This is a genomic window from Luteimonas terricola (assembly GCF_004352845.1).
GTDB classification, from domain to species: Bacteria; Pseudomonadota; Gammaproteobacteria; order Xanthomonadales; family Xanthomonadaceae; genus Luteimonas; species Luteimonas terricola.
The window spans coordinates 164,739-186,652 of sequence record NZ_SJRX01000001.1 but is presented as its reverse complement, the minus strand read 5'-3'; the positions used below and the strand labels follow the sequence as shown (position 1 = coordinate 186,652).

General features: G+C 69.8%; 20 protein-coding genes. 10 read left to right on the top strand and 10 right to left on the bottom strand.

Annotation, left to right across the window (positions count from 1 at the left end; translation table 11 throughout):
* Positions 1–103: 103 nt before the first annotated feature.
* The 3 genes from E2169_RS00955 to acnB are packed head-to-tail and all read left to right on the top strand — an operon-like array spanning position 104 to position 3,427.
* The gene (locus E2169_RS00955) at positions 104–349 is read left to right on the top strand and encodes an AbrB/MazE/SpoVT family DNA-binding domain-containing protein (RefSeq protein ID WP_132984752.1); all 246 of its coding nucleotides are present in this window, start codon (positions 104–106) and stop codon (positions 347–349) included.
* Positions 350–358: 9 nt separating this feature from the next.
* On the top strand, positions 359–787 hold the full coding sequence (locus E2169_RS00950; protein ID WP_132984751.1) for a type II toxin-antitoxin system VapC family toxin: 429 nt from the start codon (positions 359–361) through the stop codon (positions 785–787).
* Positions 788–832: 45 nt separating this feature from the next.
* Positions 833–3,427 carry a bifunctional aconitate hydratase 2/2-methylisocitrate dehydratase gene (gene acnB / locus E2169_RS00945; RefSeq protein ID WP_132984750.1) on the top strand — a complete coding sequence of 865 codons (2,595 nt, stop codon included), beginning with the start codon at positions 833–835 and terminating at the stop codon, positions 3,425–3,427.
* An 84-nt stretch (positions 3,428–3,511) separates the two neighbouring features.
* Here acnB and hflD read toward each other — a convergent pair whose 3' ends face one another.
* Genes hflD through E2169_RS00930 form a run of 3 tightly spaced genes read right to left on the bottom strand, consistent with a single transcriptional unit; the run spans position 3,512 to position 5,708 of the window.
* Positions 3,512–4,120: a high frequency lysogenization protein HflD gene (gene hflD, locus E2169_RS00940; protein WP_132984749.1), complete on the bottom strand. Its 609-nt coding sequence runs from the start codon at positions 4,118–4,120 to the stop codon at positions 3,512–3,514.
* Complete coding sequence (mnmA, locus tag E2169_RS00935; protein WP_132984748.1) at positions 4,117–5,229, bottom strand: tRNA 2-thiouridine(34) synthase MnmA; 1,113 nt, start codon at positions 5,227–5,229, stop codon at positions 4,117–4,119. The genes hflD and mnmA overlap by 4 nt, the downstream gene beginning before the upstream one ends.
* On the bottom strand, positions 5,229–5,708 hold the full coding sequence (locus tag E2169_RS00930; RefSeq protein WP_132984747.1) for an NUDIX hydrolase: 480 nt from the start codon (positions 5,706–5,708) through the stop codon (positions 5,229–5,231). The genes mnmA and E2169_RS00930 overlap by 1 nt, the downstream gene beginning before the upstream one ends.
* Before the next feature lie 157 nt (positions 5,709–5,865).
* On the opposite strand from E2169_RS00930, the gene clpS reads away from it, so the two are divergent.
* Positions 5,866–6,186, top strand: coding sequence for an ATP-dependent Clp protease adapter ClpS (clpS, locus tag E2169_RS00925; RefSeq protein WP_132984746.1), 321 nt, complete (start codon positions 5,866–5,868; stop codon positions 6,184–6,186).
* 182 nt (positions 6,187–6,368) lie between these two features.
* Positions 6,369–8,657 carry an ATP-dependent Clp protease ATP-binding subunit ClpA gene (gene clpA / locus E2169_RS00920; protein WP_132984745.1) on the top strand — a complete coding sequence of 763 codons (2,289 nt, stop codon included), beginning with the start codon at positions 6,369–6,371 and terminating at the stop codon, positions 8,655–8,657.
* Between the two features lie 70 nt (positions 8,658–8,727).
* Here the strand turns inward: clpA and infA are convergent, their stop codons facing one another.
* The 4 genes from infA to trxB form a co-directional block, all read right to left on the bottom strand.
* A complete protein-coding gene (gene infA, locus E2169_RS00915) occupies positions 8,728–8,946 on the bottom strand; it encodes a translation initiation factor IF-1 (RefSeq protein WP_132984744.1) in 219 nt (72 codons plus the stop codon).
* A gap of 90 nt (positions 8,947–9,036) precedes the next feature.
* Positions 9,037–9,807 carry a leucyl/phenylalanyl-tRNA--protein transferase gene (aat, locus tag E2169_RS00910; protein ID WP_132984743.1) on the bottom strand — a complete coding sequence of 257 codons (771 nt, stop codon included), beginning with the start codon at positions 9,805–9,807 and terminating at the stop codon, positions 9,037–9,039.
* The gene (locus E2169_RS00905) at positions 9,804–10,940 is read right to left on the bottom strand and encodes a GNAT family N-acetyltransferase (protein ID WP_132984742.1); all 1,137 of its coding nucleotides are present in this window, start codon (positions 10,938–10,940) and stop codon (positions 9,804–9,806) included. The genes aat and E2169_RS00905 overlap by 4 nt, the downstream gene beginning before the upstream one ends.
* A gap of 39 nt (positions 10,941–10,979) precedes the next feature.
* On the bottom strand, positions 10,980–11,933 hold the full coding sequence (gene trxB / locus E2169_RS00900) for a thioredoxin-disulfide reductase (RefSeq protein WP_132984741.1): 954 nt from the start codon (positions 11,931–11,933) through the stop codon (positions 10,980–10,982).
* 173 nt (positions 11,934–12,106) lie between these two features.
* Between trxB and ald the strand changes: the two genes are divergently transcribed.
* The 5 genes from ald (at position 12,107) to E2169_RS00875 (ending at position 18,568) form a co-directional block, all read left to right on the top strand.
* Complete coding sequence (ald, locus tag E2169_RS00895) at positions 12,107–13,177, top strand: alanine dehydrogenase (RefSeq protein ID WP_132984740.1); 1,071 nt, start codon at positions 12,107–12,109, stop codon at positions 13,175–13,177.
* A 56-nt stretch (positions 13,178–13,233) separates the two neighbouring features.
* On the top strand, positions 13,234–15,594 hold the full coding sequence (locus E2169_RS00890; RefSeq protein ID WP_132984739.1) for a DNA translocase FtsK: 2,361 nt from the start codon (positions 13,234–13,236) through the stop codon (positions 15,592–15,594).
* A gap of 110 nt (positions 15,595–15,704) precedes the next feature.
* The gene (gene lolA / locus E2169_RS00885; RefSeq protein ID WP_132984738.1) at positions 15,705–16,334 is read left to right on the top strand and encodes an outer membrane lipoprotein periplasmic chaperone LolA; all 630 of its coding nucleotides are present in this window, start codon (positions 15,705–15,707) and stop codon (positions 16,332–16,334) included.
* Positions 16,335–16,443: 109 nt separating this feature from the next.
* Positions 16,444–17,157 (top strand): hypothetical protein, encoded by a 714-nt coding sequence (locus E2169_RS00880; protein WP_132984737.1) that lies wholly within the window; start codon positions 16,444–16,446, stop codon positions 17,155–17,157.
* Between the two features lie 151 nt (positions 17,158–17,308).
* Positions 17,309–18,568 (top strand): replication-associated recombination protein A, encoded by a 1,260-nt coding sequence (locus E2169_RS00875; RefSeq protein WP_370465144.1) that lies wholly within the window; start codon positions 17,309–17,311, stop codon positions 18,566–18,568.
* Positions 18,569–18,601: 33 nt separating this feature from the next.
* Here the strand turns inward: E2169_RS00875 and E2169_RS00870 are convergent, their stop codons facing one another.
* The 3 genes from E2169_RS00870 to E2169_RS00860 are packed head-to-tail and all read right to left on the bottom strand — an operon-like array spanning position 18,602 to position 21,913.
* The gene (locus E2169_RS00870) at positions 18,602–19,324 is read right to left on the bottom strand and encodes a sulfite exporter TauE/SafE family protein (RefSeq protein ID WP_132984735.1); all 723 of its coding nucleotides are present in this window, start codon (positions 19,322–19,324) and stop codon (positions 18,602–18,604) included.
* Positions 19,314–19,499 carry a cbb3-type cytochrome oxidase assembly protein CcoS gene (gene ccoS / locus E2169_RS00865; RefSeq protein WP_132984734.1) on the bottom strand — a complete coding sequence of 62 codons (186 nt, stop codon included), beginning with the start codon at positions 19,497–19,499 and terminating at the stop codon, positions 19,314–19,316. The genes E2169_RS00870 and ccoS overlap by 11 nt, the downstream gene beginning before the upstream one ends.
* On the bottom strand, positions 19,496–21,913 hold the full coding sequence (locus E2169_RS00860) for a heavy metal translocating P-type ATPase (RefSeq protein ID WP_229659124.1): 2,418 nt from the start codon (positions 21,911–21,913) through the stop codon (positions 19,496–19,498). The genes ccoS and E2169_RS00860 overlap by 4 nt, the downstream gene beginning before the upstream one ends.
* Between the last annotated feature and the right edge of the window lies 1 nt (position 21,914).

Here is a 21,914-nt window from a genome sequence, read left to right as displayed (position 1 = left end):
GTGTAAGCGGTGCGTACCCAGTATGCGGCCTTGGGTATGTATTCCAAGGTATGTATAATGGGCGCATACCGTTCCGCCCACGCCCAGCCGGGCAGGAGAGCCCATGGAAGCCACCGTTGCCGAACGCGGACAGATCACCCTGCCCAAGGCCGTGCGCGACGCCCTGGGGCTGACCAAGGGCACGCTGCTCAAGGTCGAGCTGGAAGGCGGGCGCATCATCCTGCGCAAGAACGTGGACGATGCGATCTCCCGCGCCCGCGGCCGCTTCAAGCTGCCCGAGGGCGTGAGCACCGATGACGTCATGCGCGAGCTCCGCGGGCGCGCACCGGGCGACCCGGTCGATCCCTGACCGGTACCGATGATCGCGATCGACACCTCCGTCCTGATCGACCTGCTCGGCGACGATGCCGGCAGGGCCGACGCCGCCGAACAGAGCGTGCGCGACGCGCTCGCCCAGGGTCCGGTGGTGCTGTGCGACGTGGTGGTCAGCGAGATCACCGCCGGCCTCGGCCACGGCACCGACATCATGGACGTGGTCGAGGAGATGGGCATGCGCTACCTGCCGGTCGAGCGCCGCTCGGCGGTCCGCGCCGGCGAGATGCAGCGCCGCTTCAACCAGCGGCGGCGCGCGTCCGGTCGGGCCGCGCAGCCCTCGCCGCGCACCGTGCCGGACTTCATCGTCGGCGCACACGCGCTGCTGCAGTGCGCGGCCCTGATCACCCGCGACGCCGGCTTCTTCCGCGACTACTTCAAGGGCCTGAAGGTCATCGTCCCCAAGGCCCCCTGATCGAACCCACGCTTCATGTCCACCGCTTTACTTCGGAGAACCCCCATGTTGGAAGCCTACCGCCACCACGCGGCCGAACGCGCTGCGCTCGGTATCCCGCCGCTGCCGCTGAGCGCGCAGCAGACCGCCGACGTCGTCGAGCTGCTGAAGAACCCGCCGGCCGGCGAGGAGCAGGTCCTGCTCGACCTGATCACGAACCGCGTGCCCGCCGGCGTGGACGACGCCGCCAAGGTCAAGGCCAGCTACCTGGCCGCGATCGCCTTCGGCACCGAGAAGAACGCGCTGATCCCGCGCGAGCGCGCCACCGAACTGCTGGGCACCATGCTGGGCGGCTACAACGTCGCGCCTCTGGTCGAGCTGCTCGATGACGCCGCGCTCGGTGCGATCGCCGCCGACGCCCTCAAGCACACCCTGCTGGTGTTCGACGCCTTCCACGACGTGGAAGAGAAGGCGAAGGCCGGCAATGCGAACGCGAAGGCCGTGATGCAGAGCTGGGCCGATGCCGAATGGTTCACCAGCAAGCCGGAAGTGCCGGAGTCGATGACCATCACGGTGTTCAAGGTGCCGGGCGAGACCAATACCGACGACCTGTCGCCGGCGCCGGACGCGACCACGCGGCCCGACATCCCGATGCATGCGCTGGCGATGCTGAAGAACAAGCGCCCCGACGCGCCCTTCGTGCCGGAGGAAGACGGCAAGCGCGGTCCGATCCAGGCCATCCTCGACCTCAAGGACAAGGGCCACCTCGTCGCCTACGTCGGCGACGTGGTCGGCACCGGTTCCAGCCGCAAGTCGGCCACCAACTCCGTGCTGTGGTGGACCGGCGAGGACATTCCCTTCATTCCGAACAAGCGCTTCGGCGGCGTCTGCCTGGGTTCGAAGATCGCGCCGATCTTCTACAACACGATGGAAGATGCGGGTGCGCTGCCGATCGAGCTCGACGTGTCGAAGATGGCGCATGGCGACGTGGTCGAGCTGCGCCCGTATGACGGCAAGGCGCTGAAGGACGGCGAAGTGATCGCCGAGTTCGAGGTCAAGAGCGACGTGCTGTTCGACGAGGTGCGCGCCGGCGGCCGCATTCCGCTGATCATCGGCCGCGGCCTGACCGGCAAGGCGCGCGAATCGCTCGGCCTGCCGACCGTCGACCTGTTCCGCCAGCCGGCGACGCCCGCCGACACCGGCAAGGGCTTTACGCTTGCGCAGAAGATGGTCGGTCGCGCCTGCGGGCTGGCGGAGGGGCAGGGCGTGCGCCCGGGCACCTACTGCGAGCCGAAGATGACCACCGTGGGCTCCCAGGACACCACCGGCCCGATGACCCGCGACGAGCTGAAGGACCTGGCCTGCCTGGGCTTCTCCTCGGACCTCGTGATGCAGTCCTTCTGCCACACCGCGGCCTATCCGAAGCCGGTGGACGTCAAGACGCACCACACGCTGCCGGAGTTCATCTCCACCCGCGGCGGCGTCTCGCTGCGCCCCGGCGACGGCATCATCCACAGCTGGCTCAACCGCATGCTGCTGCCCGACACCGTCGGCACCGGCGGCGACTCGCACACCCGGTTCCCTATCGGCATCTCGTTCCCCGCGGGCTCGGGCCTCGTGGCTTTCGCTGCTGCCACCGGCGTGATGCCGCTGGACATGCCGGAATCGGTGCTGGTGCGCTTCAAGGGCCAGATGCAGCCGGGCGTGACCCTGCGTGACCTCGTGCACGCGATCCCCCTGTATGCGATCAAGGCGGGCCTGCTGACGGTCGCAAAGCAGGGCAAGAAGAACATCTTCTCCGGCCGCATCCTCGAGATCGAGGGCCTGCCTGAGCTGAAGATCGAACAGGCCTTCGAGCTGGCCGACGCCTCCGCCGAGCGCTCCGCCGCCGGCTGCACCGTGCGCCTGGACCAGGCCCCGATCATCGAATACCTGACCAGCAACATCACCCTGCTCAAGTGGATGATCGCCGAAGGCTATGCCGACGCCCGCACCATCCAGCGTCGCATCGACAAGATGGAGCAGTGGCTGGCCGACCCGCAGCTGCTCGAGCCCGATGCCGACGCCGAATACGCCGCGGTGATCGAGATCGACCTGGCCGATATCGTCGAGCCGATCGTCTGTTGTCCGAACGACCCGGACGACGCCAAGACCCTGTCCGACGTTGCCGGCGACACCATCGACGAGGTGTTCATCGGATCCTGCATGACCAACATCGGCCACTTCCGCGCGGCCGCAAAGCTGCTCGAGGGCAAGCGCGACATCCCCACGCGCCTGTGGGTCGCGCCGCCGACCAAGATGGACGCCGCCGAGCTGACCAAGGAAGGCCATTACGGCACCTTCGGGGCCGCCGGCGCGCGCATGGAGATGCCGGGCTGCTCGCTGTGCATGGGCAACCAGGCCCAGGTGCGCGAGGGTGCCACGGTGATGTCCACCTCCACCCGCAACTTCCCCAACCGCCTGGGCCGCGGCGCCAACGTCTACCTGGGTTCGGCGGAGCTGGCCGCGATCTGCTCGCGCCTGGGCCGCATCCCGAGCCGCGAGGAGTACATGTCAGGCGTGGGTGTCATCAGCGACAAGGGCGCCGAGATCTACCGCTACATGAACTTCGACCAGATCGAGGAGTATCGCGAGGTGGCGGAGGCGGTGCCGGCGGGCTGATCGACGCCGCTGCTGCCGACACGGAAACGCCCGGCATGGCCGGGCGTTTTCTTTGCATGATTACCGGTGGCCGCAACGGAGCTGTCAGCCCAGCAGGTCCTCGACCGCCTGCGCCATGGCTCCGCGACGCAGCAGGAAATCCCAGGGGCTGCCACCGAACTGTCGCCACAGCACCGCCGATCGCAGCGCAGCCAGCAGCATCGCGCGGATCTCGGCAACGATGGCCGCCTGCCCCAGGTAGTGCGGGTTGCCCTGCACCAGCACGCGCGGGCGCAGCTGGCTGACGGTGTCGGCGTAGAGAGTGCCGAGCTTCGCAAGCACTTCGGGATGCGCGGTCCCCAGGCGCTCGGCTTCGATCTTCGCTGTGAGGATGCCCTCGTGCACGCGGCCTGCGATGTCGTCGTCCTGCACGAAGCGCCGTTCGAGCTGGGTCACGGCCAGCGCGAGCTTCGGCAGCAGCGGATCCTGGCCCTTGTTGGCCAGGTAATCGCGCACCAGCATCAGGCCGGGGCGCACGTTGGCCACGCCGCCGTAGATCTCGCCGGTGGAGTCGGCGTCGATCCGGAACACGCTGCCGAGCGCGGTCTCGAGCACGGTGCCTTCGGCCTGGCCGGTCTCGGCCACGCGGCGCACCTGGCGCAGCGCCTGCGCCAGTCCGGCCAGCGCGAGCATGCGGTCGTGGATGTCGCTCATGCCGGCACTCCCCTCGTGCCCGCCGGGGCGTCGGTAGTCGCGATCACGGCGCCGCCCAGGCAGGCCTCGCCGTCGTACAGGACCACGGACTGGCCGGGCGTCACGGCGCGCTGGGGGCGCTCGAAGGCGACCCGCAGGGTCCCGGAATCATCAACGGTCACTTCGCATGGCTCCTCTTGCTGGCGGTAGCGCGTCTGCGCCGTGCAGCGGAAAACGGTGGATGGGGGTGCGCCGGCGATCCAGTGCGCGGTTTCGCTGCGCAGCGCCTGCGACATGAGCCAGGGGCTGTCATGCCCCTGGTCAACGGTGAGCACGTTGCCGGCCACGTCCTTGCCGACCACGTACCACGGCCGGTCGGCGAAGCCGCGGCGGCCACCGATGTGCAGGCCTTCGCGCTGGCCCAGGGTGTAGTAGAACACGCCCTGGTGTCCGCCCACGACCTGGCCGTCGGGCGTGCGGATCTCGCCGGCGCGCGCGGGCAGGTACTGGCCGAGGAACTCGCGGAAGTCGCGCTCGCCGACGAAGCAGATGCCGGTTGAATCCTTCTTGGCGGCCGTCGGCAGCCCCGCGGCGGCGGCCATCCCACGCACCGCGTCCTTCTGCAGTCCGCCCAGTGGGAACAGGGTGGCGGCGAGCTGTTCCTGCCCCAGCTGGTGCAGGAAGTAGCTCTGGTCCTTGCTGCGGTCGGCGGCGCGCAGCAGGCGCCAGTGACGGCCGTCGTGGTCGACGCGGGCGTAGTGCCCGGTGGCGATGCGCGCCGCGCCCAGCTCGCGGGCGGCGTCGAGGAAATGCTTGAACTTGATCTCGCGGTTGCACAGCACGTCCGGGTTCGGTGTGCGCCCGACGGCGTAATCGGCGAGGAAGTGTTCGAACACGCCGGCCCAGTACTCCTGCGAGAAGTCGCGGAAGTGGATGGGGATGCCGAGCCGCCCGCACACCGCCACGGCGTCGCGCCGGTCCTCGTCGGCGCGGCAGTGGCCGCTGCCGTCGTCGGCCCAGTTGTCCATGAACAGGCCGGCGATCGGCTCTCCGGCGTCGCGCAGGCGCAGGGCGGCGACCGATGAATCCACGCCGCCGGACATGCCGACGATGACGCCGGGCGCGGCCATCAGCGCACCGAGCGCAGCAGCGACAGCGGCTGCCGGCTGCCGGCCAGATGGTCGGCCACGACCTGCCAGACCAGGGGGCTGCGATGGCGGTCGGCCTGGGCCTGGAGCTCGGCCGGCGTCAGCCACAGCGCGCGCACGATGCCCTGGTCCAGCGTCCGCGCCGGATCATGCGATAGCGGCCGCGCGGCGAAGGCGAAGCGCAGGTAGTGGCGACCCGGCTTGCCGCCGGGCTGGCCCGGCGAGGTCCACTGGTAGGCGCCGATGAAGGCCGTGGGCTCCACGCTCCAGCCCGACTCCTCGAGCGTTTCGCGGACCGCGGCCTCCACCAGGTCCTCGTCGGGCTCGAGGTGGCCGGCGGGCTGGTTCAGCACCAGCCGGCCACCCGAGTGTTCCTCGACGCAGAGCACGCGGCCGCCGTCCACCACCACGGTGGCCACGGTCACGTCGGGTTGCCAGAACCGCCCCTGTCGATAGGTCACGGCCCGCACCGCCCACGCGCGCCCGCACGCATCGGGGCGTGGTCGCGGTCCATGGTTGCGGGGCTGGCAGGCTGCATGTGGTCACCGTGGGTGGGCAGGGCATTTTCCCCTGCGCGGCGGGGGCCGTCCACCGGGCGCGCCGGTATAATCGGGGGCTATGAGCCACAACCCCGGACACGAGCGCGACCATGGCGTCGCCGTTGAAGTCGGCCGCCCCGAAGTGGCCCGGCCGCCGCTGTATTCCGTCCTGATCCTGAACGACGATTACACCCCGATGGACTTCGTGGTCGAGGTGCTGGTGCGCTTCTTCGGCATGGACATCGAGCGCGCCACCCAGGTCATGCTCCATGTCCACACCCGCGGCCGCGGCGTGTGCGGGGTGTTTACCCGCGACGTGGCCGAGTCCAAGACCGCCCAGGTCAACGAGTACGCCCGGTTGAACCAGCATCCGCTGCTGGCGACGATCGAAAAAACCTGAGCCTTGCACCGGCGCCCGTGTGCGCCTCACTCCGCGATGACACGCGCGGCCGGGATACTGGGATCCGTGGATGGTGCTTGCCAACGGCGCGGGCAAGGGCCTACAAGGAATCCGTCGCCGGATGGAAAAGTCCCTTGGGCATCCCCATCTGGTAAGCAGTGAATCCAGGAGGCACACGCCCCATGTTCAGCAAGGATCTCGAATACAGCATCGGCCAGTGCTACAAGCGCGCCCGCGAGGCCCGCGACGAGTACATGACGGTCGAGCACCTGCTGCTCGCGCTGCTCGACAATCCGTCCGCGGAGACCGTGCTCAAGGCCTGCGGCGCCGATTTCCACCGCCTGCGCTCCGACCTCGAGCAGGCCATCGCCAGCTCCGTCTCGCGACTGGCCGAGGACGACGGCCGCGACACCCAGCCGACGCTGGGTTTCCAGCGCGTGCTGCAGCGTGCGGTCTACCACGTGCAATCCTCGGGCAAGAAGGAGGTCAGCGGCGCCAACGTGCTGGTGGCCATCTTCGGCGAGAAGGATTCGCACGCGGTCTACTTCCTCAACCAGCAGGACGTCACCCGGCTGGACGTGGTGAATTACCTGTCGCACGGCATCGCGCGCACCGGCGAGGAGCCGCAGCCCGGCTCCGGCTCCGGGGACGAGGCTGAAGGCAAGGCCGAAGGCGGCGAGGGCGAGGGCAAGGGTGATGCCCTCACCGAATTCGCCACCGACCTCAACGCGCTCGCGCGCCAGGGGAAGATCGATCCCCTGGTCGGCCGTGCCGACGAGATCGAGCGCACCATCCAGGTGCTCTGCCGCCGCCGCAAGAACAACCCGCTGTACGTGGGCGAGGCCGGCGTCGGCAAGACCGCGATCGCCGAGGGCCTGGCCAAGCGCATCGTCGACGGGGAAGTGCCCGAGGTGCTGGCCGACGCCACCATCTACTCGCTCGACCTGGGCGCGCTGGTGGCCGGCACCAAGTACCGCGGCGATTTCGAGAAGCGCCTGAAGGCGGTACTGGCCGCGGTCGGCAAGCACGAGGGCGCGATCCTGTTCATCGACGAGATCCACACCATCATCGGTGCGGGTTCGGCGTCGGGCGGCACGATGGACGCGTCGAACCTGATCAAGCCGGCGCTGGCGTCTGGCGAACTGCGCTGCATCGGCTCGACCACGTTCCAGGAATACCGCGGCATCTTCGAAAAGGACCGGGCGCTGGCCCGGCGCTTCCAGAAGATCGACATCGTCGAGCCCACCGTGGGCGAGACCTACGAGATCCTGCAGGGCCTGAAGCCGAAGTACGAGGCCCACCACAACGTCACCTACGCCGACGACGCACTGCAGGCGGCGGTGGACCTGTCGGTCAAGCACATCGGCGACCGGCTGCTGCCGGACAAGGCCATCGACGTGATCGACGAGGCCGGCGCCCGCCAGCGGCTGCTGCCCGATGACAAACGCAAGTCGCTGATCGACGTGGAGGAGGTCGAAGCCATCGTCGCCCGGATGGCGCGCATCCCGACCAAGCAGGTCAGCGCCTCGGACAAGGACGTGCTCGAGCACCTGGAGCGCAACCTGAAGATGGTGATCTTCGGGCAGGACCCGGCGATCGCCACCCTGACGTCGGCGATCAAGCTCGCGCGCTCCGGCCTGGCCAACCCGGACAAGCCGATCGGCAACTTCCTGTTCGCCGGCCCCACCGGCGTCGGCAAGACCGAGGTCACCCGCCAGCTTGCGCTGCAGCTGGGCATCGAACTGGTGCGCTTCGACATGTCGGAGTACATGGAGCCGCATTCGGTCAGCCGCCTGATCGGCGCGCCACCGGGCTACGTCGGCTTCGACCAGGGCGGCCTGCTGACCGAGAAGATCGTCAAGACGCCGCACTGCGTGCTGTTGCTGGACGAAGTCGAGAAGGCGCACCCGGACATCTTCAACATCCTGCTGCAGGTGATGGACCGCGGCATCCTGACCGACACCAACGGGCGCGAGGCCAACTTCCGCAACGTGGTGCTGGTGATGACCACGAACGCGGGCGCGGCGCAGGCCGCGCGGCGCACGATCGGCTTCATGCAGCAGGACCACAGCACGGACGCGATGGAGGTGATCCGCAAGGGCTTCACGCCGGAGTTCCGCAACCGCCTGGACGCCATCGTGCAGTTCCAGGCGCTGGGCTTCGAGCACATCCTGCGCGTGGTCGACAAGTTCCTGATCGAGCTCGAGGAGCAGCTGCACGAGAAGCAGGTGAGCCTGGCGGCGACGCCGGCGGCGCGCGAGTGGCTGGCCCAGCACGGCTTCGACCCGCTGATGGGCGCACGGCCGATGTCGCGGGTGATCCAGGACAAGGTGAAGCGGCCGCTTGCCGACGAGCTGCTGTTCGGGCGCCTGGTGGGCGGGGGCAAGGTGTCGATCGACGCCGTGGACGGCGAGCTGGTGCTCGACGTGCAGGCCGAGCCCGAGAAGCTGCTGCCGGCGACCGTCGACTGACGGCGCCGCGCCGCGGGCATGAAAAAGGCGGCCCCAGGGCCGCCTTTCTTCTTCGGGCGCGGGTGGCGCCTTACTTCATCCGGTAGGTGATGCGACCCTTGGTGAGGTCGTACGGGGTCATTTCGACCTTGACGCGATCACCGGTGAGGATGCGGATGTAGTTCTTGCGCATGCGCCCGGAGATGTGCGCGATGATCTCGTGCCCGTTCTCCAGCTTCACACGGAACACCGTGTTGGGAAGCGTCTCGGAGATCGAGCCTTCGAATTCAATGACATCGTCTTTCGCCATGCGTGCTGTACTGACCGAATCAAGGGACCGGGCCTGGGGCCCGAAAGACGGCAATTGTCGCATGGACGGGCCCGCCGTGCAAAATTCCGGTTAAACGGGCGCCCAATGCCCCTCGCTTCCGGACGCGGTCCCGAGGCTGGCTGCAGGCAGTCCGAACGCCGCGTCCCAGGGGCCGACACGGCCCGGCAGCGCGGCCAGCCGCCGCACCTCGGCAAGGAAGCGTGGCCGTGCCCAGGCCTGTGCGCCCATCCGCTGCAGGTGTGCGTTCTCCACCTGGGCATCGAGCAGCGGCCAGCCCCAGCCGTGCAGGACCCGGGCCAGCGCGGCGAGCGCGACCTTGGAGCCGCCGCTCTCGCCGCTGAACATGCTTTCGCCGAAGAACATCCGGCCCACCGCCACGCCATACAGGCCGCCGACGAGGCGCCCCTGCCCGTCGAGCACCTCGATCGAGTGCGCATGGCCGATGGCATGCAGGGTGGAGTAGGCCGCGCGCATGGCATCGGTGATCCAGGTGCCGTGCCCGCCGCGGCCCGGCGCGGTGGCGCAGGCCAGCACCACCTGGTCGAAGGCGCGGTCTGCGACCACCGTCCAGTCCGAGCGGCGCAGCTGGCGGCGGAAGCGCGATGACAGGTGCACGCCGTCGGTGGCGAACACGGTGCGCGGGTCCGGCGACCACCACAGCAGCGGCTGCCCCTGCGAATACCAGGGGAAGATGCCGTTGGCGTAGGCGTTGAGCAGGCGCCGCGGACTGAGGTCGCCGCCGATCGCCAGCAGCCCGTCGGGCTCGCGCAGCGCGGTCTCGGGGTCCGGGAAAGGAGCGCCCGGATTGGTACCCAGCAGGGCTGGCAGCTTGCGACTCACGTTGCCGGCCCGGCATCGCGGAACGGAGAGCGCCGAACCAGCGTCCGTGCCATGCCTTCGACCGCGGCTTCTTCCTCGCGGCACCAGTCCCGCAGCGCACGGCGGAAGTCGGGGTCGGCGATCCAGTGGCGGCTGCGCACGGGTGTCGGCAGGAAGCCGCGCGCGATCTTGTGCTCGCCCTGTGCGCCGGGTTCGAAGTGCGTGAGGCCTTCGCGCAGGCAGTACTCGATGCCCTGGTAGTAGCAGGTCTCGAAGTGCAGGCCGGGCAGCTGGCGTACGGCACCCCAGTAGCGTCCGTACAGGGTGTCGCGCCCGCGCAGGCACAGCGCGCCGGCGATGGCTTCGCCGTCGAGGTCGGCGAGTACCAGCACCAGCGCGCGCGGCAGCGTGCGGGCCAGGTGCTGCAGGAAGTCGAGGGTCAGCGCCGGCGCATTGCCGTAGTCGGCAAAGGTTTCCAGGTAGAAGGCATGCATGTGCGCCAGGTCGGTCTCGCTGGCCTCGTCGCCGTGCAGTACGCGGAAGGTCACGCCCGCGCGCACGACCTTCGCCCGTTCCTGGCGGATGTTCTTGCGATGGCGATGGTCCATGTCCGCAAGGAAGGCGGCGAAGTCCGGCCAGCCGGCGTCGTTGCGCCAGTGGTACTGGATGTCGCTGCGACGCATCCACTCGTCGCCGAAGGCGGCGTCTTCGCCGGCCTCGTGGAAGTTGAGGTGCGCCGACGACAGGCCCAGTCCGCGCACCTCGTCGACGATGGCGTCGAGCAGCGCAGCGCGCGCGGCGTCGTCGCGCGCCAGCAGTCGCGGCCCGGTCACCGGCGAGTAGGGCACCGCGCCCAGCCACTTCGGGAAATAGTCGCGGCCGTAGCGCGCATAGGCATGGGCCCAGGCGTGGTCGAACACGAATTCGCCGTGCGAGTTGTCCTTCAGGTAGCCCGGCGCGGCCGCGACCAGCGCATCGCCTTTCCACAGCGTGACGTGGTGCGGCGTCCAGCCCCAGCCCGCGCGCAGGCAGCCGCTGGATTCGAGGCCTTCGAGGAAGGCATGCGCGACGAAAGGATTGCCGCCGTCATGCAGTGCGTCCCAGGCGGCGGCCGGAATCCCGGCAAGCGAGGCATGGATGCGCGCGACGGGCATGCCCGGACTCAGCCGGCCCGGCCCGACGCGCGCCGGGACTCAGGCATCCTTGTCGAGGAAGCGCTCGGCGTCGAGCGCCGCCATGCAGCCGAAGCCGGCCGAGGTGATGGCCTGGCGGTAATGCTGGTCGGCGACGTCGCCGGCGGCGAACACGCCCTTGACCGAGGTTTCGGTGGCGCCGCCCGACAGGCCCGAGCGGATCTCGAGGTAGCCGTTGTTCATCGCCAGCTGGCCCTCGAACAGGGTGGTGTTCGGCGTGTGGCCGATGGCGACGAAGAAGCCGTGCACGTCGATCTCCCGCGTGCTGTCGTCCTGCACGGACTTCAGCCGCAGTCCGGTGACGCCGGCTTCGTTGCCCAGCACCTCGTCGACGACGTGGTGCCACACCGGCTCGATCTTCCCGGCGTCGATCTTGGCCTGCAGCTTGTCCTGCATGATCTTTTCCGCGCGCAGGGTGTCGCGGCGGTGGACCAGGTAGACCTTGCGGGCGATGTTGGACAGGTACAGCGCCTCTTCCACGGCGGTGTTGCCGCCGCCGACCACGGCCACGTCCTGGTCCTTGTAGAAGAAGCCGTCGCAGGTGGCGCAGGCGGACACGCCGCGGCCCTTGAACGCTTCCTCGGAGGGCAGCCCCAGGTACTTGGCCGTGGCACCGGTGGCGATGACCAGGGCGTCGGCGGTGTAGTCGCCGTTGTCGCCCTTCAGGCGGAACGGACGCTGCGACAGGTCGGCGCTGTGGATGTGGTCGAAGATCGTCTCGGTCTCGAAGCGCTCGGCATGCGCCTGCATGCGCGTCATCAGGTCCGGGCCCATCAGGCCGTGGGCATCGCCCGGCCAGTTGTCGACCTCGGTGGTGGTCATCAGCTGGCCGCCCATCTGCAGCCCGGTGACGACAACCGGCTTCAGGTTGGCGCGGGCGGCATAGACGGCAGCGGTCCAGCCGGCGGGGCCGGAACCGAGGATCAGCAGGCGGCAGTGCTTGGAAGTGCTCATGTATACTCGCGGGCCATGGAATCACGGCGTTGGGAAGCCTATAGCTTGGCGGCGCCGACGCGGCATGACAAGGCGCAGGGGGCGTTCGCGGGCGCAACGCAGGGTTCCCGGTAGCAGGACGACGACTCGCCGCACATGCGGCGTTTTTTGTGCAGGACTGGAGAGGACAAGAGATGCGCATCGGCGTTCCGAAGGAAACCAAAATCCTTGAAGGGCGCGTCGCACTCGTGCCCGCCGCGGCTGGCGATCTGGTCAAGCGCGGCCACGAGGTGTGGCTGGAGAAGGACGCCGGCCTGAAGTCCGGCTTCGCCGACGACCAGTACACGGCGCTGGGCGTCAACATCGCTCCCGATGCCGCCGCGCTGTACGAAAAGGGCGAGATGATCGTGAAGGTCAAGGAGCCGATCGCCGGCGACCTGCTGCACCTGCGCCGCGACCACCTGCTGTTCTGCTACCTGCACCTGGCGGCCGAGCCGGCGCTGACCCGCAGCCTGCTCGACATCGGCCTGACCGGCGTCGCCTTCGAGACCGTCGAACTGCCCAACGGCGACCTGCCGCTGCTGGCGCCGATGTCGATCGTGGCTGGCCGCATCGGCGTGCAGGTGGGTACGCATCTTCTGCACCAGCCCGAGGGTGGCAAGGGCAAGCTGCTCGGCGGGCTGCCGTCGACGGAGCGCGGCAAGGTGGTGGTCTTCGGCGCGGGCAAGGCCGGCGGCGCGTCCGCCGCGCTGGCCGCGGCCGGCGGCGCCAACGTCACCGTGTTCGAGATGCGCACCGACCGCATGGACGAGATGATGCGCCTGGGCGCCAACGTCACCGCGCTCTATCCGTACCACGACGTGGTCGCGCGCGAGGTGGCTTCTGCCGACCTGGTGATCGGTGCGGTGCTGGTGGCCGGCGCACGCGCGCCCAAGGTGCTGACCCGCGACATGCTCAAGGCCATGGAGCCGGGCAGCGTGCTGGTGGACATCGCCATCGACCAGGGCGGCTGCTTCGAAACCTCGCGTCCGACCACCTGGAAGGATCCGACCTATGTGGAGGAGGGCGTGACCCACTTCTGCGTGACCAACATGCCCGGTGCCGTGCCGCAGACCTCGTCGCAGGCGATCTGCGCAACGATCCTGCCCTGGGTGAACCGGCTCGCGGCCGGCGGCGACTGGCAGGCCGATCCCGCGCTGGCCCGCGGCATCAACGTGGCCGATGGCAAGCTGGTCCATTCGGCGCTGCTTGGCATGGCTGTTTGAGGCGGAATATGATTAGAATCATCCCATTGCGGCAACTTCTTAAGGTCTGATCACACGTGGCAGCACGTCCGGCATCCGAACGCGGCACCCGGCGCCAGCGCAACGCGGCACCGCGTGCGGCTGCCTCGACGCCCAACCCCAGGCGACAGAAGCTGCTGCGCGACATCGCCCTGATCGCGATCGCGCCGCTGCTGGTCTACCTGCTGGTGTGCCTGGTGACGTATTCGTCCCAGGATCCGGGCTGGAGCAACTCCGGAAACCTGACTGCACCGCTGCACAACGCCGGCGGCAAGGTCGGGGCCTGGACCGCCGGCATGCTGCTGGGCCTGTTCGGCTACGTCGCCTTCGTGCTGCCGCTGGTCCTGGGCGCGGTGGCCTGGATCGCGCTGTTCGGCATGGACACCGATGGCGACGGCCAGGCCGACCTCGGTCCGGCGCTGCGCCTGGTCGGCATCGTCGGCTTCATCATCGCCGCCACCGGTTTGCTGTACCTCCGGTTTCGCGCCGTGGAGGGGCTGCCGGAAGGTGGCGGCGGCATCCTCGGGCGGCTGGTGGGCAATTCGCTGTATGCCGGCTTCGGCGGCATCGGCGGCAACCTGTTCCTGCTGGCGCTGCTGCTGGTGTCGGTGACGCTGGCCACCGGCCTGTCCTGGTTCGGGGTCATGGACACGATCGGCAAGTGGGTGCTGAGGCTGCCCGAGCTGTTCCGCCGCGGCAGCAAGCAGGCCGGCGAGTGGCAGGACGCCCGGACCATGCGCGAGGAGCGCACCGAGACCCGCAAGATCGAGACCGAACTGCGCGCCAGGCGCGCACCGGTGCGGATCGAGCCCCCGCCGGCGGCAGTGGTGGAGAAGAGTGAGCGCGCCAAGCGCGAGCAGCAGATCCCGCTGTTCAACGTCGCCGACGGCAGCGGCATCCCGCCGCTGGCGCTGCTCGACGATCCCAAGCCGCAGCCCAAGGGCTACGACGAGGACACGCTGGAAACGCTGTCGCGGCAGATCGAGTTCAAGCTCAAGGACTTCCGCATCGATGCGCAGGTGGTCGGCGCCTATCCGGGCCCGGTGATCACCCGCTTCGAGATCGAGCCGGCACCCGGCATCAAGGTCAGCCAGATCAGTTCGCTGGACAAGGACATCGCCCGCGGCCTGTCGGTGAAGTCCGTGCGCGTGGTCGACGTGATTCCCGGCAAGTCGGTGGTCGGCCTGGAAACGCCGAACACGCACCGCGAGATGATCTACCTCTCCGAGCTGCTGCGCTCCAAGGAATACGACAAGTCCGGCAGCCCGCTCACGCTGGCGCTGGGCAAGGACATCGCCGGGCGGCCGACGGTGGCCGACCTCGCTCGCATGCCACACCTGCTGGTGGCCGGCACCACCGGTTCCGGCAAGTCGGTGGCGGTGAACGCCATGGTGCTGAGCCTGCTGTACAAGGCGTCCGCCAAGGACGTGCGCATGCTGATGATCGACCCGAAGATGCTCGAGCTCAGCGTCTACCAGGGCATCCCGCACCTGCTCGCGCCGGTGGTCACCGACATGAAGGAGGCTGCCAACGGCCTGCGCTGGTGCGTGGCCGAGATGGAGCGCCGCTACAAGCTGATGAGCGCGGTGGGCGTGCGCAACCTGGCCGGCTTCAACAAGAAGGTGAAGGACGCCCAGGACAGCGGCCAGCCGCTGCTGGACCCGCTGTTCAAGCCCAACCCGGAAATCGACGAGCTGCCGCAACCGCTCGAGCCGCTGCCCTTCATCGTCATCTTCATCGACGAGTTCGCCGACATGATGATGATCGTCGGCAAGAAGGTGGAGGAGCTGATCGCACGCCTGGCGCAGAAGTCGCGCGCCGCCGGCATCCACCTGATCCTGGCCACGCAGCGGCCGTCGGTGGACGTGATCACCGGCCTGATCAAGGCCAACATCCCCACGCGCATCGCGTTCCAGGTGTCGAGCAAGATCGACTCGCGCACGATCCTCGACCAGAGCGGCGCCGAGACGCTGCTCGGCCATGGCGACATGCTCTACCTGCCGCCCGGAACCGCCATGCCGGAGCGCGTGCACGGCGCCTTCGTCTCCGACGAGGAAGTGCACCGCGTGGTCGAGAACCTCAAGCAGTCGTGCGGCGGCCCGGACTACGTCGAGGGCGTGCTCGAGGAAGTGCAGACGATGGGCGACGGCGTCGTGGTCGGCGCCACCGGACTGCCCGAATCCAGCAGCAGCGGCGACGAGAGCGATCCGCTCTACGACGAGGCCGTGCGCGTGGTGACCGAGACCCGGCGGGCGTCGATCTCGGGCGTGCAGCGTCGGCTCAAGATCGGCTACAACCGCGCCGCGCGCCTGGTCGAGGCCATGGAGGCCGCTGGCGTGGTTTCGCCACCGGAGCACAACGGCGACCGCAGCGTGCTCGCGCCGCCGCCGCCGCGGTGACCCTCCACTGTGGGAGCCGCTGTAGCGGCGATGACCCTGCACTTCGCGTGATCCCGCATTCAGCCGTCGCAGGCCAAACTTCGCATCGTATTTCCCGGATGGAGCCTCCGATGATCCGCAAGCGCAACTGGGTGGCCGCGCTGGCCCTGCTGTCCCTCTTCGCCAGCACCGCGTTTGCCGGCGCCCGCGACGACATGGCCGCCTTCAGCACCGGCCTGAAGGGCCTGGACGGACGCTTCGAACAGAAGCTCTACGACCTCGACGGCCGCCTCAAGGAAACCTCCACCGGTCGCGTGGCGCTGTCGGCGCCGCGTCTTTTCCGCTGGGAGTACGTCACTCCCTACGAACAGCTGATCGTCGCCGACGGCGAGAAGGTCTGGGTCTTCGATCCCGACCTGGAACAGGTGACCGTGCGCCCGCAGGGGCCGGAGGAGCAGAACAGCCCGCTTGCAGCCCTGGTCGATCCGGCCAAGCTGGAACGCGACTTCAAGGTCCGCGAGGGCGCTGAGGCGGATGGCCTGTCGTGGCTGCTGCTGTCGCCGCGCCAGTCCGACCAGGCCAGCTTCAGCAGCGCCCGCCTGGGCTTCAAGGGCAGTGCGCTGGTGCGCATGGAGGTGGTCGATACCCTGGGCCAGCGCACCGAGGTCGCGTTCAGCGATTGGCAGCGCAACCCTGACTTCGACCGCGGCACGTTCCGCTTCGTGCCAGCCGCGGGCGTGGACGTGGTCGGCGAGGGCTGAGGCCCTCCAGGCCACACCGGCCGGATCATTTCTCCCGGGCGGCGTTCGCGGTGTCCCCGCGGGCGCCGTTCCCGCGTTATCCAGGACGTATCCGCATCGGGAAGCGTCCATGCCGGCAGTCCGCTGCGCCCGAATCCTGCTCGTGACCCTGCTGTCCGCGGCCATGCCATGCGCGTTCGCCCAGGCCTGGGACGATGTGGCCCCCGATGCTGCCGGAAGCGCTGCCATCCAGCTGCCGGTCGACGAGCAGGTCGAAGCGGCGGTCGCCGCTGTGCTGGTGCCCACGCTGGGCAGTGAATTCGGCGAGGCGATGCTGGAGCTGAGGCTGGGCGATGCCCGCGCCGAGGTCACCGGGGCGCGCGACCACGTGGTGCACGGCGTCGGCCAGCTGCGTCTCACCGGCGATGGCGGCGCGGACGACTGGCTGGCCTTCCGCTACCGCACCCGCTACGACCCCGTGTTCGCCACGGCCGGCTATCCGGAGATCATGCTTGGCGGAGACGGTGCGGGCGAGGACGAGCACTTCGTTCCCAACGATGCCGGCCTGCTGGTCGAACTCGAGGCGCGCGTGGGTGCCGAACTCGAGGCGTATCCGGGCGCTGGCCGCGTGTTCCTGCAACTCGACGACATTTCGAGCATGCAGTCCGGCAAGCGCTTCATCCGCATCGAGGCCCATGGCCTGGCGGACTTCGGGCCGGGCGGGAACACCAGCGCACGCATCGACGCGCTCTACGACCTGCATGCCCATGCCTGGCTGAGCGTGGAGCACGCGCTGGGGCCGAACATCAACGCCCTCGGGGATTTCGCCACCGCCGGCCCCTGACGGCAGTCGCCGCGGCGGCGACCTTGGTATCGTGTCGTCCTGCACTTCCCCTGGATGCGACGTGTCCCGCAAGCAAGCAAGGGACGCCGGAACGCCCGGCCTCCTTCCCCCGGAATCCGATGCCCTCGCGCTGCGCCCGCTCGCCGAGCGCATGCGCCCGCGCACGCTGGATGAAATGGTCGGGCAGCGGCGACTTCTCGCGCCCGGATCCGCGCTGCGGCGCGCAGTCGAAGCCGGCCGCGTGCACTCGATGGTGCTGTGGGGACCGCCGGGCTGCGGCAAGACCACGCTCGCGCTGCTGCTGGCCGAGTACTCCGACGCCGAGTACCGCGCGATCTCGGCGGTGCTCACCGGACTGCCCGACGTGCGCAAGGTGCTTGCCGAAGCGGAGTACACGTTCGCCGGTGGCCGCCGCACGGTGCTGTTCGTCGACGAGGTGCACCGCTTCAACAAGGTGCAGCAGGATGCGTTCCTGCCACATATCGAACGCGGGACGATCATCTTCGTCGGCGCCACGACCGAAAACCCCTCGTTCGAACTGAACTCGGCGCTGCTGTCGCGCTGCCGCGTGCACGTGATGGAGGCGGTCTCGGTCGAAGACATCGGCACCGCCCTGCAGCGCGCGCTCGACGATTCCGACCGCGGCCTTGGCGGGCGCGGCATCGTGATCGGCGACGACCAGCTGCGACTCATCGCCAGCGCCGCCGACGGCGACGTGCGCCGCGCGCTCACCCTGCTGGAGATCGCGGTGGAGCTGGTGGGCGAGGGCGGCACCATCACCGACGAGACCCTGGCCCAGGTGCTGGCCGACCGCAGCCGCCGCTTCGACAAGGGCGGCGACCAGTTCTACGACCAGATTTCGGCGCTGCACAAATCGGTGCGCAGCTCCAACCCCGATGCCGCGCTGTACTGGCTGGCGCGGATGCTCGACGGTGGCGCGGATGCCAGCTACCTGGCGCGCCGGCTGACGCGCATGGCGGTGGAGGACATCGGCCTGGCCGACCCGCGCGCGTTGACCATGGCGCTCGAGGCCTGGGATGCATACGACCGCCTCGGCAGTCCCGAGGGCGACCTGGCGCTGGGCCAGCTGGCGATCTACCTGGCCAGCACCGCGAAGTCGAATGCCGCCTACGTGGCCTTGGGCGAGGCGAAGCGCGACGTGTCCGAGTACGGCAGCGCCGAGGTGCCGATGCACCTGCGCAACGCGCCGACGAAGCTGATGAAGCAGCTCGGCCACGGCACCGGTTACCAGTACGACCACGATGCGGAAGGCGGCGTGGCCCTGGGCCAGACCGGGTTCCCCGACGCGATGGGCGAACGGGTGTACTACCGTCCGGTGGAGCGCGGGATGGAGATCAAGCTGCGCGAGAAACTCGATCGGCTGCGCGCCGCGCGGAAGAGCCAAGGCTAGCGCGGGCCACGCGTTGCCAGGCGACCGGCTCGCTCAGGGCGGCGGAAGACAGCCCAGGGCGGCCAAGGGGCCTGCCAGCGCCGGAATATGCATCAGCCAGGGCGCCGCAATGGTCAACAGGCCCGCCGCGAGCACGAGCCCGCCGATGGCCATCCGCCAGCGCCCGCGCTGCAGCCACTGGCCCAGGCGCGCGCCAGACCAGGTCAACGACACCATCAGCGGCAGCGTGCCGAGGCCGAAGGCGGCCATGGTCAGCGCGCCGTTGCGGGCGTCGGCCTGCAGCCAGGCGGCGGCGAGCAGGGTGGTGCTGAGGCCGCAGGGCATCCAGCCCCAGAGCACGCCGAGCGCGATCCGCTTGGCGGCGGTGTTGGCCGGCAGCAGCGGCCTCTGCAGCACGCGCAGCCGCTGCCAGAGCACGGCACCGGGACGTCCCAAGAATGACAGGCGCCCGGAGCGGTCGAGCAGCCGCAGCGCGACCAGCACCAGCACCACGCCCACCAGCATGCGCGCACCGAAGGCCAGCCACGGGCTGCGCGCCGCGGCCAGGATGCCGCCGCCGATGCCGCCGGCGACCGCGCCGGCCAGCACGTAGCCGCCCACGCGTCCGAGGTTGGGCTGCAGCGCCGGCCACCAGCCGCGGTTGCCGCCCATCGCCGAGAAGCCGGTGGCGATGCCACCGCACATCGCCGCGCAGTGCACGCCGCCCATCAGGCCGGCCAGCAGTGCCGCGCCAATGGCGAGCCAGTCAGTCGGCATGGGTGTGGTCGTCCGGGCCGTCCGGCGGTAGGTCGGCGCTGTCGTCGCGCAGGATGTCGATCGCCGCGGCGTCCAGGTTCTCGAACTGCCCCTTGCGCACCGCCCAGCGGAAGGCCCAGATCGCGACCAGCAGGAGTACCAGGCTCACCGGGATGAGGAACAGCAGGATGTTCATGCCGCGGGGCTCCGCGCCAGGCGCAGCGCATTGAGGGTGACGATGAGCGACGACACCGCCATGCCCAGCGCCGCCACCCAGGGCGTCACCAGGCCGGCGGCGGCCAGCGGAACGGCAACGACGTTGTAACCCAGCGCCCAGGCCAGGTTCTGGCGCACGATGGCGCGGGTGCGCCGCGCCAGCCGGATGGCGGCGGGGATGCGCAGCAGCGAGGGCCCGGTGAGCACCAGGCTGGCCGCGCGATGGGCGAGGGCGGCGCCGCTGCCGATCGCGATCGAGACGTCGGCACCGGCCAGCACGGGGGCATCGTTGAGGCCATCGCCGACCATCGCAACCCTCCTGCCGCCGTCCTGCAGCGAACGCACGCCGCGCAGCTTGTCCTCGGGCGACTGCCGCGACGCGGCGTGATCGATACCGAGCTGGTCGGCGAACGCGTTGACCGGCGCCACCGCGTCGCCGCTGGACAGGTGCACATCGATACCCAGCTCGCGCAGCGTGGCAACCGCCGCGGCGGCATCGGCGCGCGGCGGTTCCTCCAGCACGAAGCGTGCGACCGCCTTGTCGCCGTCGCCGAGCCAGAGCGCGCCATCGTCGGCGCGGGCGGCGGCGAAGTCGGCGCGGCCCATCCGCCACGCGCGGCCCCCGACCGTGCCGGCGATGCCGAGCCCCGGGTGCTCCTCGACCGCCTCGGCGGGCAGCCCGGCGTCCTGGCCTTCGAACGCACGCGCGATCGGATGCAGGCTGTCGCGCTCCAGCGCCGCCGCGATCCCGAGCGCGTCTTCGATGTCGAAGTCGCCGAAGGCCTCCACCCGCGCCAGCGTCGGCCGGCCGCTGCCCAGGGTGCCGGTCTTGTCGAACACGATGTCGGTGGCCGTGGCCAGCGCGCCCAGCGCGTCGGCGTCGGTCGACAGCACGCCCAGCTTCGCCAGCGCGCCGTGCGCGACCGTGAGCGCCGTGGGTACTGCCAGCGACAGCGCGCAGGGGCAGCTGATCACCAGCAGGGCGATGGTGACCTCGAGCGCGCGCGAGGGGTCGTGGATCCGCCAGCCGGCATAGACCAGCACCGCCGCGACCAGGATGCCGGCGACGAAGCGGCTCGAGAATGCGTCGGCCAGCTGCGCCGCGCGCGGGCGGTGCGACTGCGCGCGTTCGACCAGGGATTCGAGCTCCGACAGGCGGGTGCCGGCGCCGACCTGTTCGACGCGCATGCGCGCCGGTGCTTCGCGGCAGACGGTGCCGGCGAAGATGGTGTCGCCCGGGGCGTGCAGCACCGGATGCGCCTCGCCGGTCAGCAGCGCTTCCTCGAAGCGCGCGGCGGCATCGAGCAGGATGCCGTCGGCCGGCACGGTGTCGCCGGCGGAGATGCAGGCGATGTCGCCGGGTACCAGCGCCGCGGTCGGCACGACCTCGCGGCTGCCGTCGGCCAGCTCCCGCGTCGCCAGCTCCGGCCGCGCCCGCGCCAGGGTGTCGACCTGGGCCACGGCGATGCGTCGCGCGCGCTGCTCGAGCATGCGCGCGCCCAGCAGCAGGAAGACGAACATCACCGCGGCGTCGTACCAGACGTGGGTGCCGCCGCGGAGGGTTTCGAACACGCTGGCGAAGTAGGCCAGCAGGGTGGAGCTGGCGATCAGCGTGTCCATGCCCAGCTGGCGGTTGCGCAGCTCGCGCAGCATGCCGGCGATGAAGGGCCAGCCGCACCAGAACACCACCGGCGTCGACACCAGCAAGGTGATCCAGCGGAAGAAATCGCGCGTGGCGATCGGCATCTGCTGGTAGATGTCGAGGTACAGGGCCTCGGCGAACATCATCGCCTGGATCGACACCAGGCCCGCGATGCCGATGCGCACGAGGTCGCGGTTGCGCTGCGCGCGCTGTTCGCGCTCGCGCGCGGTGCCGGAGGCGAGATAGGGCACGTAGCCGAGGCTGGCCAGGCGCCGCAGCGGGGCGGAGAGCGCGGTGCGCGCCGGGTCCCACGCGATGCGGATGCGTCCGGTCACCGCGTTGGCGACGACCTCGAGCACGCCGGGTTCGCGCGCCACCGCGCGGTCGACCAGCCAGGCGCAGGCCGCGCAGCGCATGCCGTCGGTCAGTACCGTGATCTCGCGGCCGCCATCGACGTCGCGCACATGCCCGACCTGGACGTCGTCGCGGTCGAAGGCGGCGAGCTGGACATCGAGGTCGGTGGCCGCGCGGCCGCCCCGTTCGGTGCGCAGCCGGTAGTAGTCGACGAGGTTGGCGTCGCGGATCCACTGCGCGGCGGCGGCGCAGCCATCACAGCAGAAGCGGCGCTGTTCGCCGTCGATGCGGGCGCTGGCCGGGTCCGGGGGCAGCGCATCGCTGCAGTGGAAGCAGCCTTCGCCCACGCCCTGCGCGTCGCGCACGGCGGCGGCCGTGGCGACCGCGCCCGCGTTCACC

Bases quoted from the DNA above. Each gene is read 5' to 3' on its own strand.
- mnmA (WP_132984748.1), bottom strand. From the start codon at position 5,229: ATGGCCGCGCCCGGCGTCATCGTCGGCATGTCCGGCGGCGTGGATTCA.
- E2169_RS00950 (WP_132984751.1), top strand. From the start codon at position 359: ATGATCGCGATCGACACCTCCGTCCTGATCGACCTGCTCGGCGACGAT.
- E2169_RS00870 (WP_132984735.1), bottom strand. From the start codon at position 19,324: ATGCCGACTGACTGGCTCGCCATTGGCGCGGCACTGCTGGCCGGCCTG.
- lolA (WP_132984738.1), top strand. From the start codon at position 15,705: ATGATCCGCAAGCGCAACTGGGTGGCCGCGCTGGCCCTGCTGTCCCTC.
- trxB (WP_132984741.1), bottom strand. From the start codon at position 11,933: ATGAGCACTTCCAAGCACTGCCGCCTGCTGATCCTCGGTTCCGGCCCC.
- E2169_RS00880 (WP_132984737.1), top strand. From the start codon at position 16,444: ATGCCGGCAGTCCGCTGCGCCCGAATCCTGCTCGTGACCCTGCTGTCC.
- clpS (WP_132984746.1), top strand. From the start codon at position 5,866: ATGAGCCACAACCCCGGACACGAGCGCGACCATGGCGTCGCCGTTGAA.
- ald (WP_132984740.1), top strand. From the start codon at position 12,107: ATGCGCATCGGCGTTCCGAAGGAAACCAAAATCCTTGAAGGGCGCGTC.
- acnB (WP_132984750.1), top strand. From the start codon at position 833: ATGTTGGAAGCCTACCGCCACCACGCGGCCGAACGCGCTGCGCTCGGT.
- E2169_RS00875 (WP_370465144.1), top strand. From the start codon at position 17,309: ATGCGCCCGCGCACGCTGGATGAAATGGTCGGGCAGCGGCGACTTCTC.
- infA (WP_132984744.1), bottom strand. From the start codon at position 8,946: ATGGCGAAAGACGATGTCATTGAATTCGAAGGCTCGATCTCCGAGACG.
- ccoS (WP_132984734.1), bottom strand. From the start codon at position 19,499: ATGAACATCCTGCTGTTCCTCATCCCGGTGAGCCTGGTACTCCTGCTG.
- E2169_RS00955 (WP_132984752.1), top strand. From the start codon at position 104: ATGGAAGCCACCGTTGCCGAACGCGGACAGATCACCCTGCCCAAGGCC.
- clpA (WP_132984745.1), top strand. From the start codon at position 6,369: ATGTTCAGCAAGGATCTCGAATACAGCATCGGCCAGTGCTACAAGCGC.
- hflD (WP_132984749.1), bottom strand. From the start codon at position 4,120: ATGAGCGACATCCACGACCGCATGCTCGCGCTGGCCGGACTGGCGCAG.
- E2169_RS00905 (WP_132984742.1), bottom strand. From the start codon at position 10,940: ATGCCCGTCGCGCGCATCCATGCCTCGCTTGCCGGGATTCCGGCCGCC.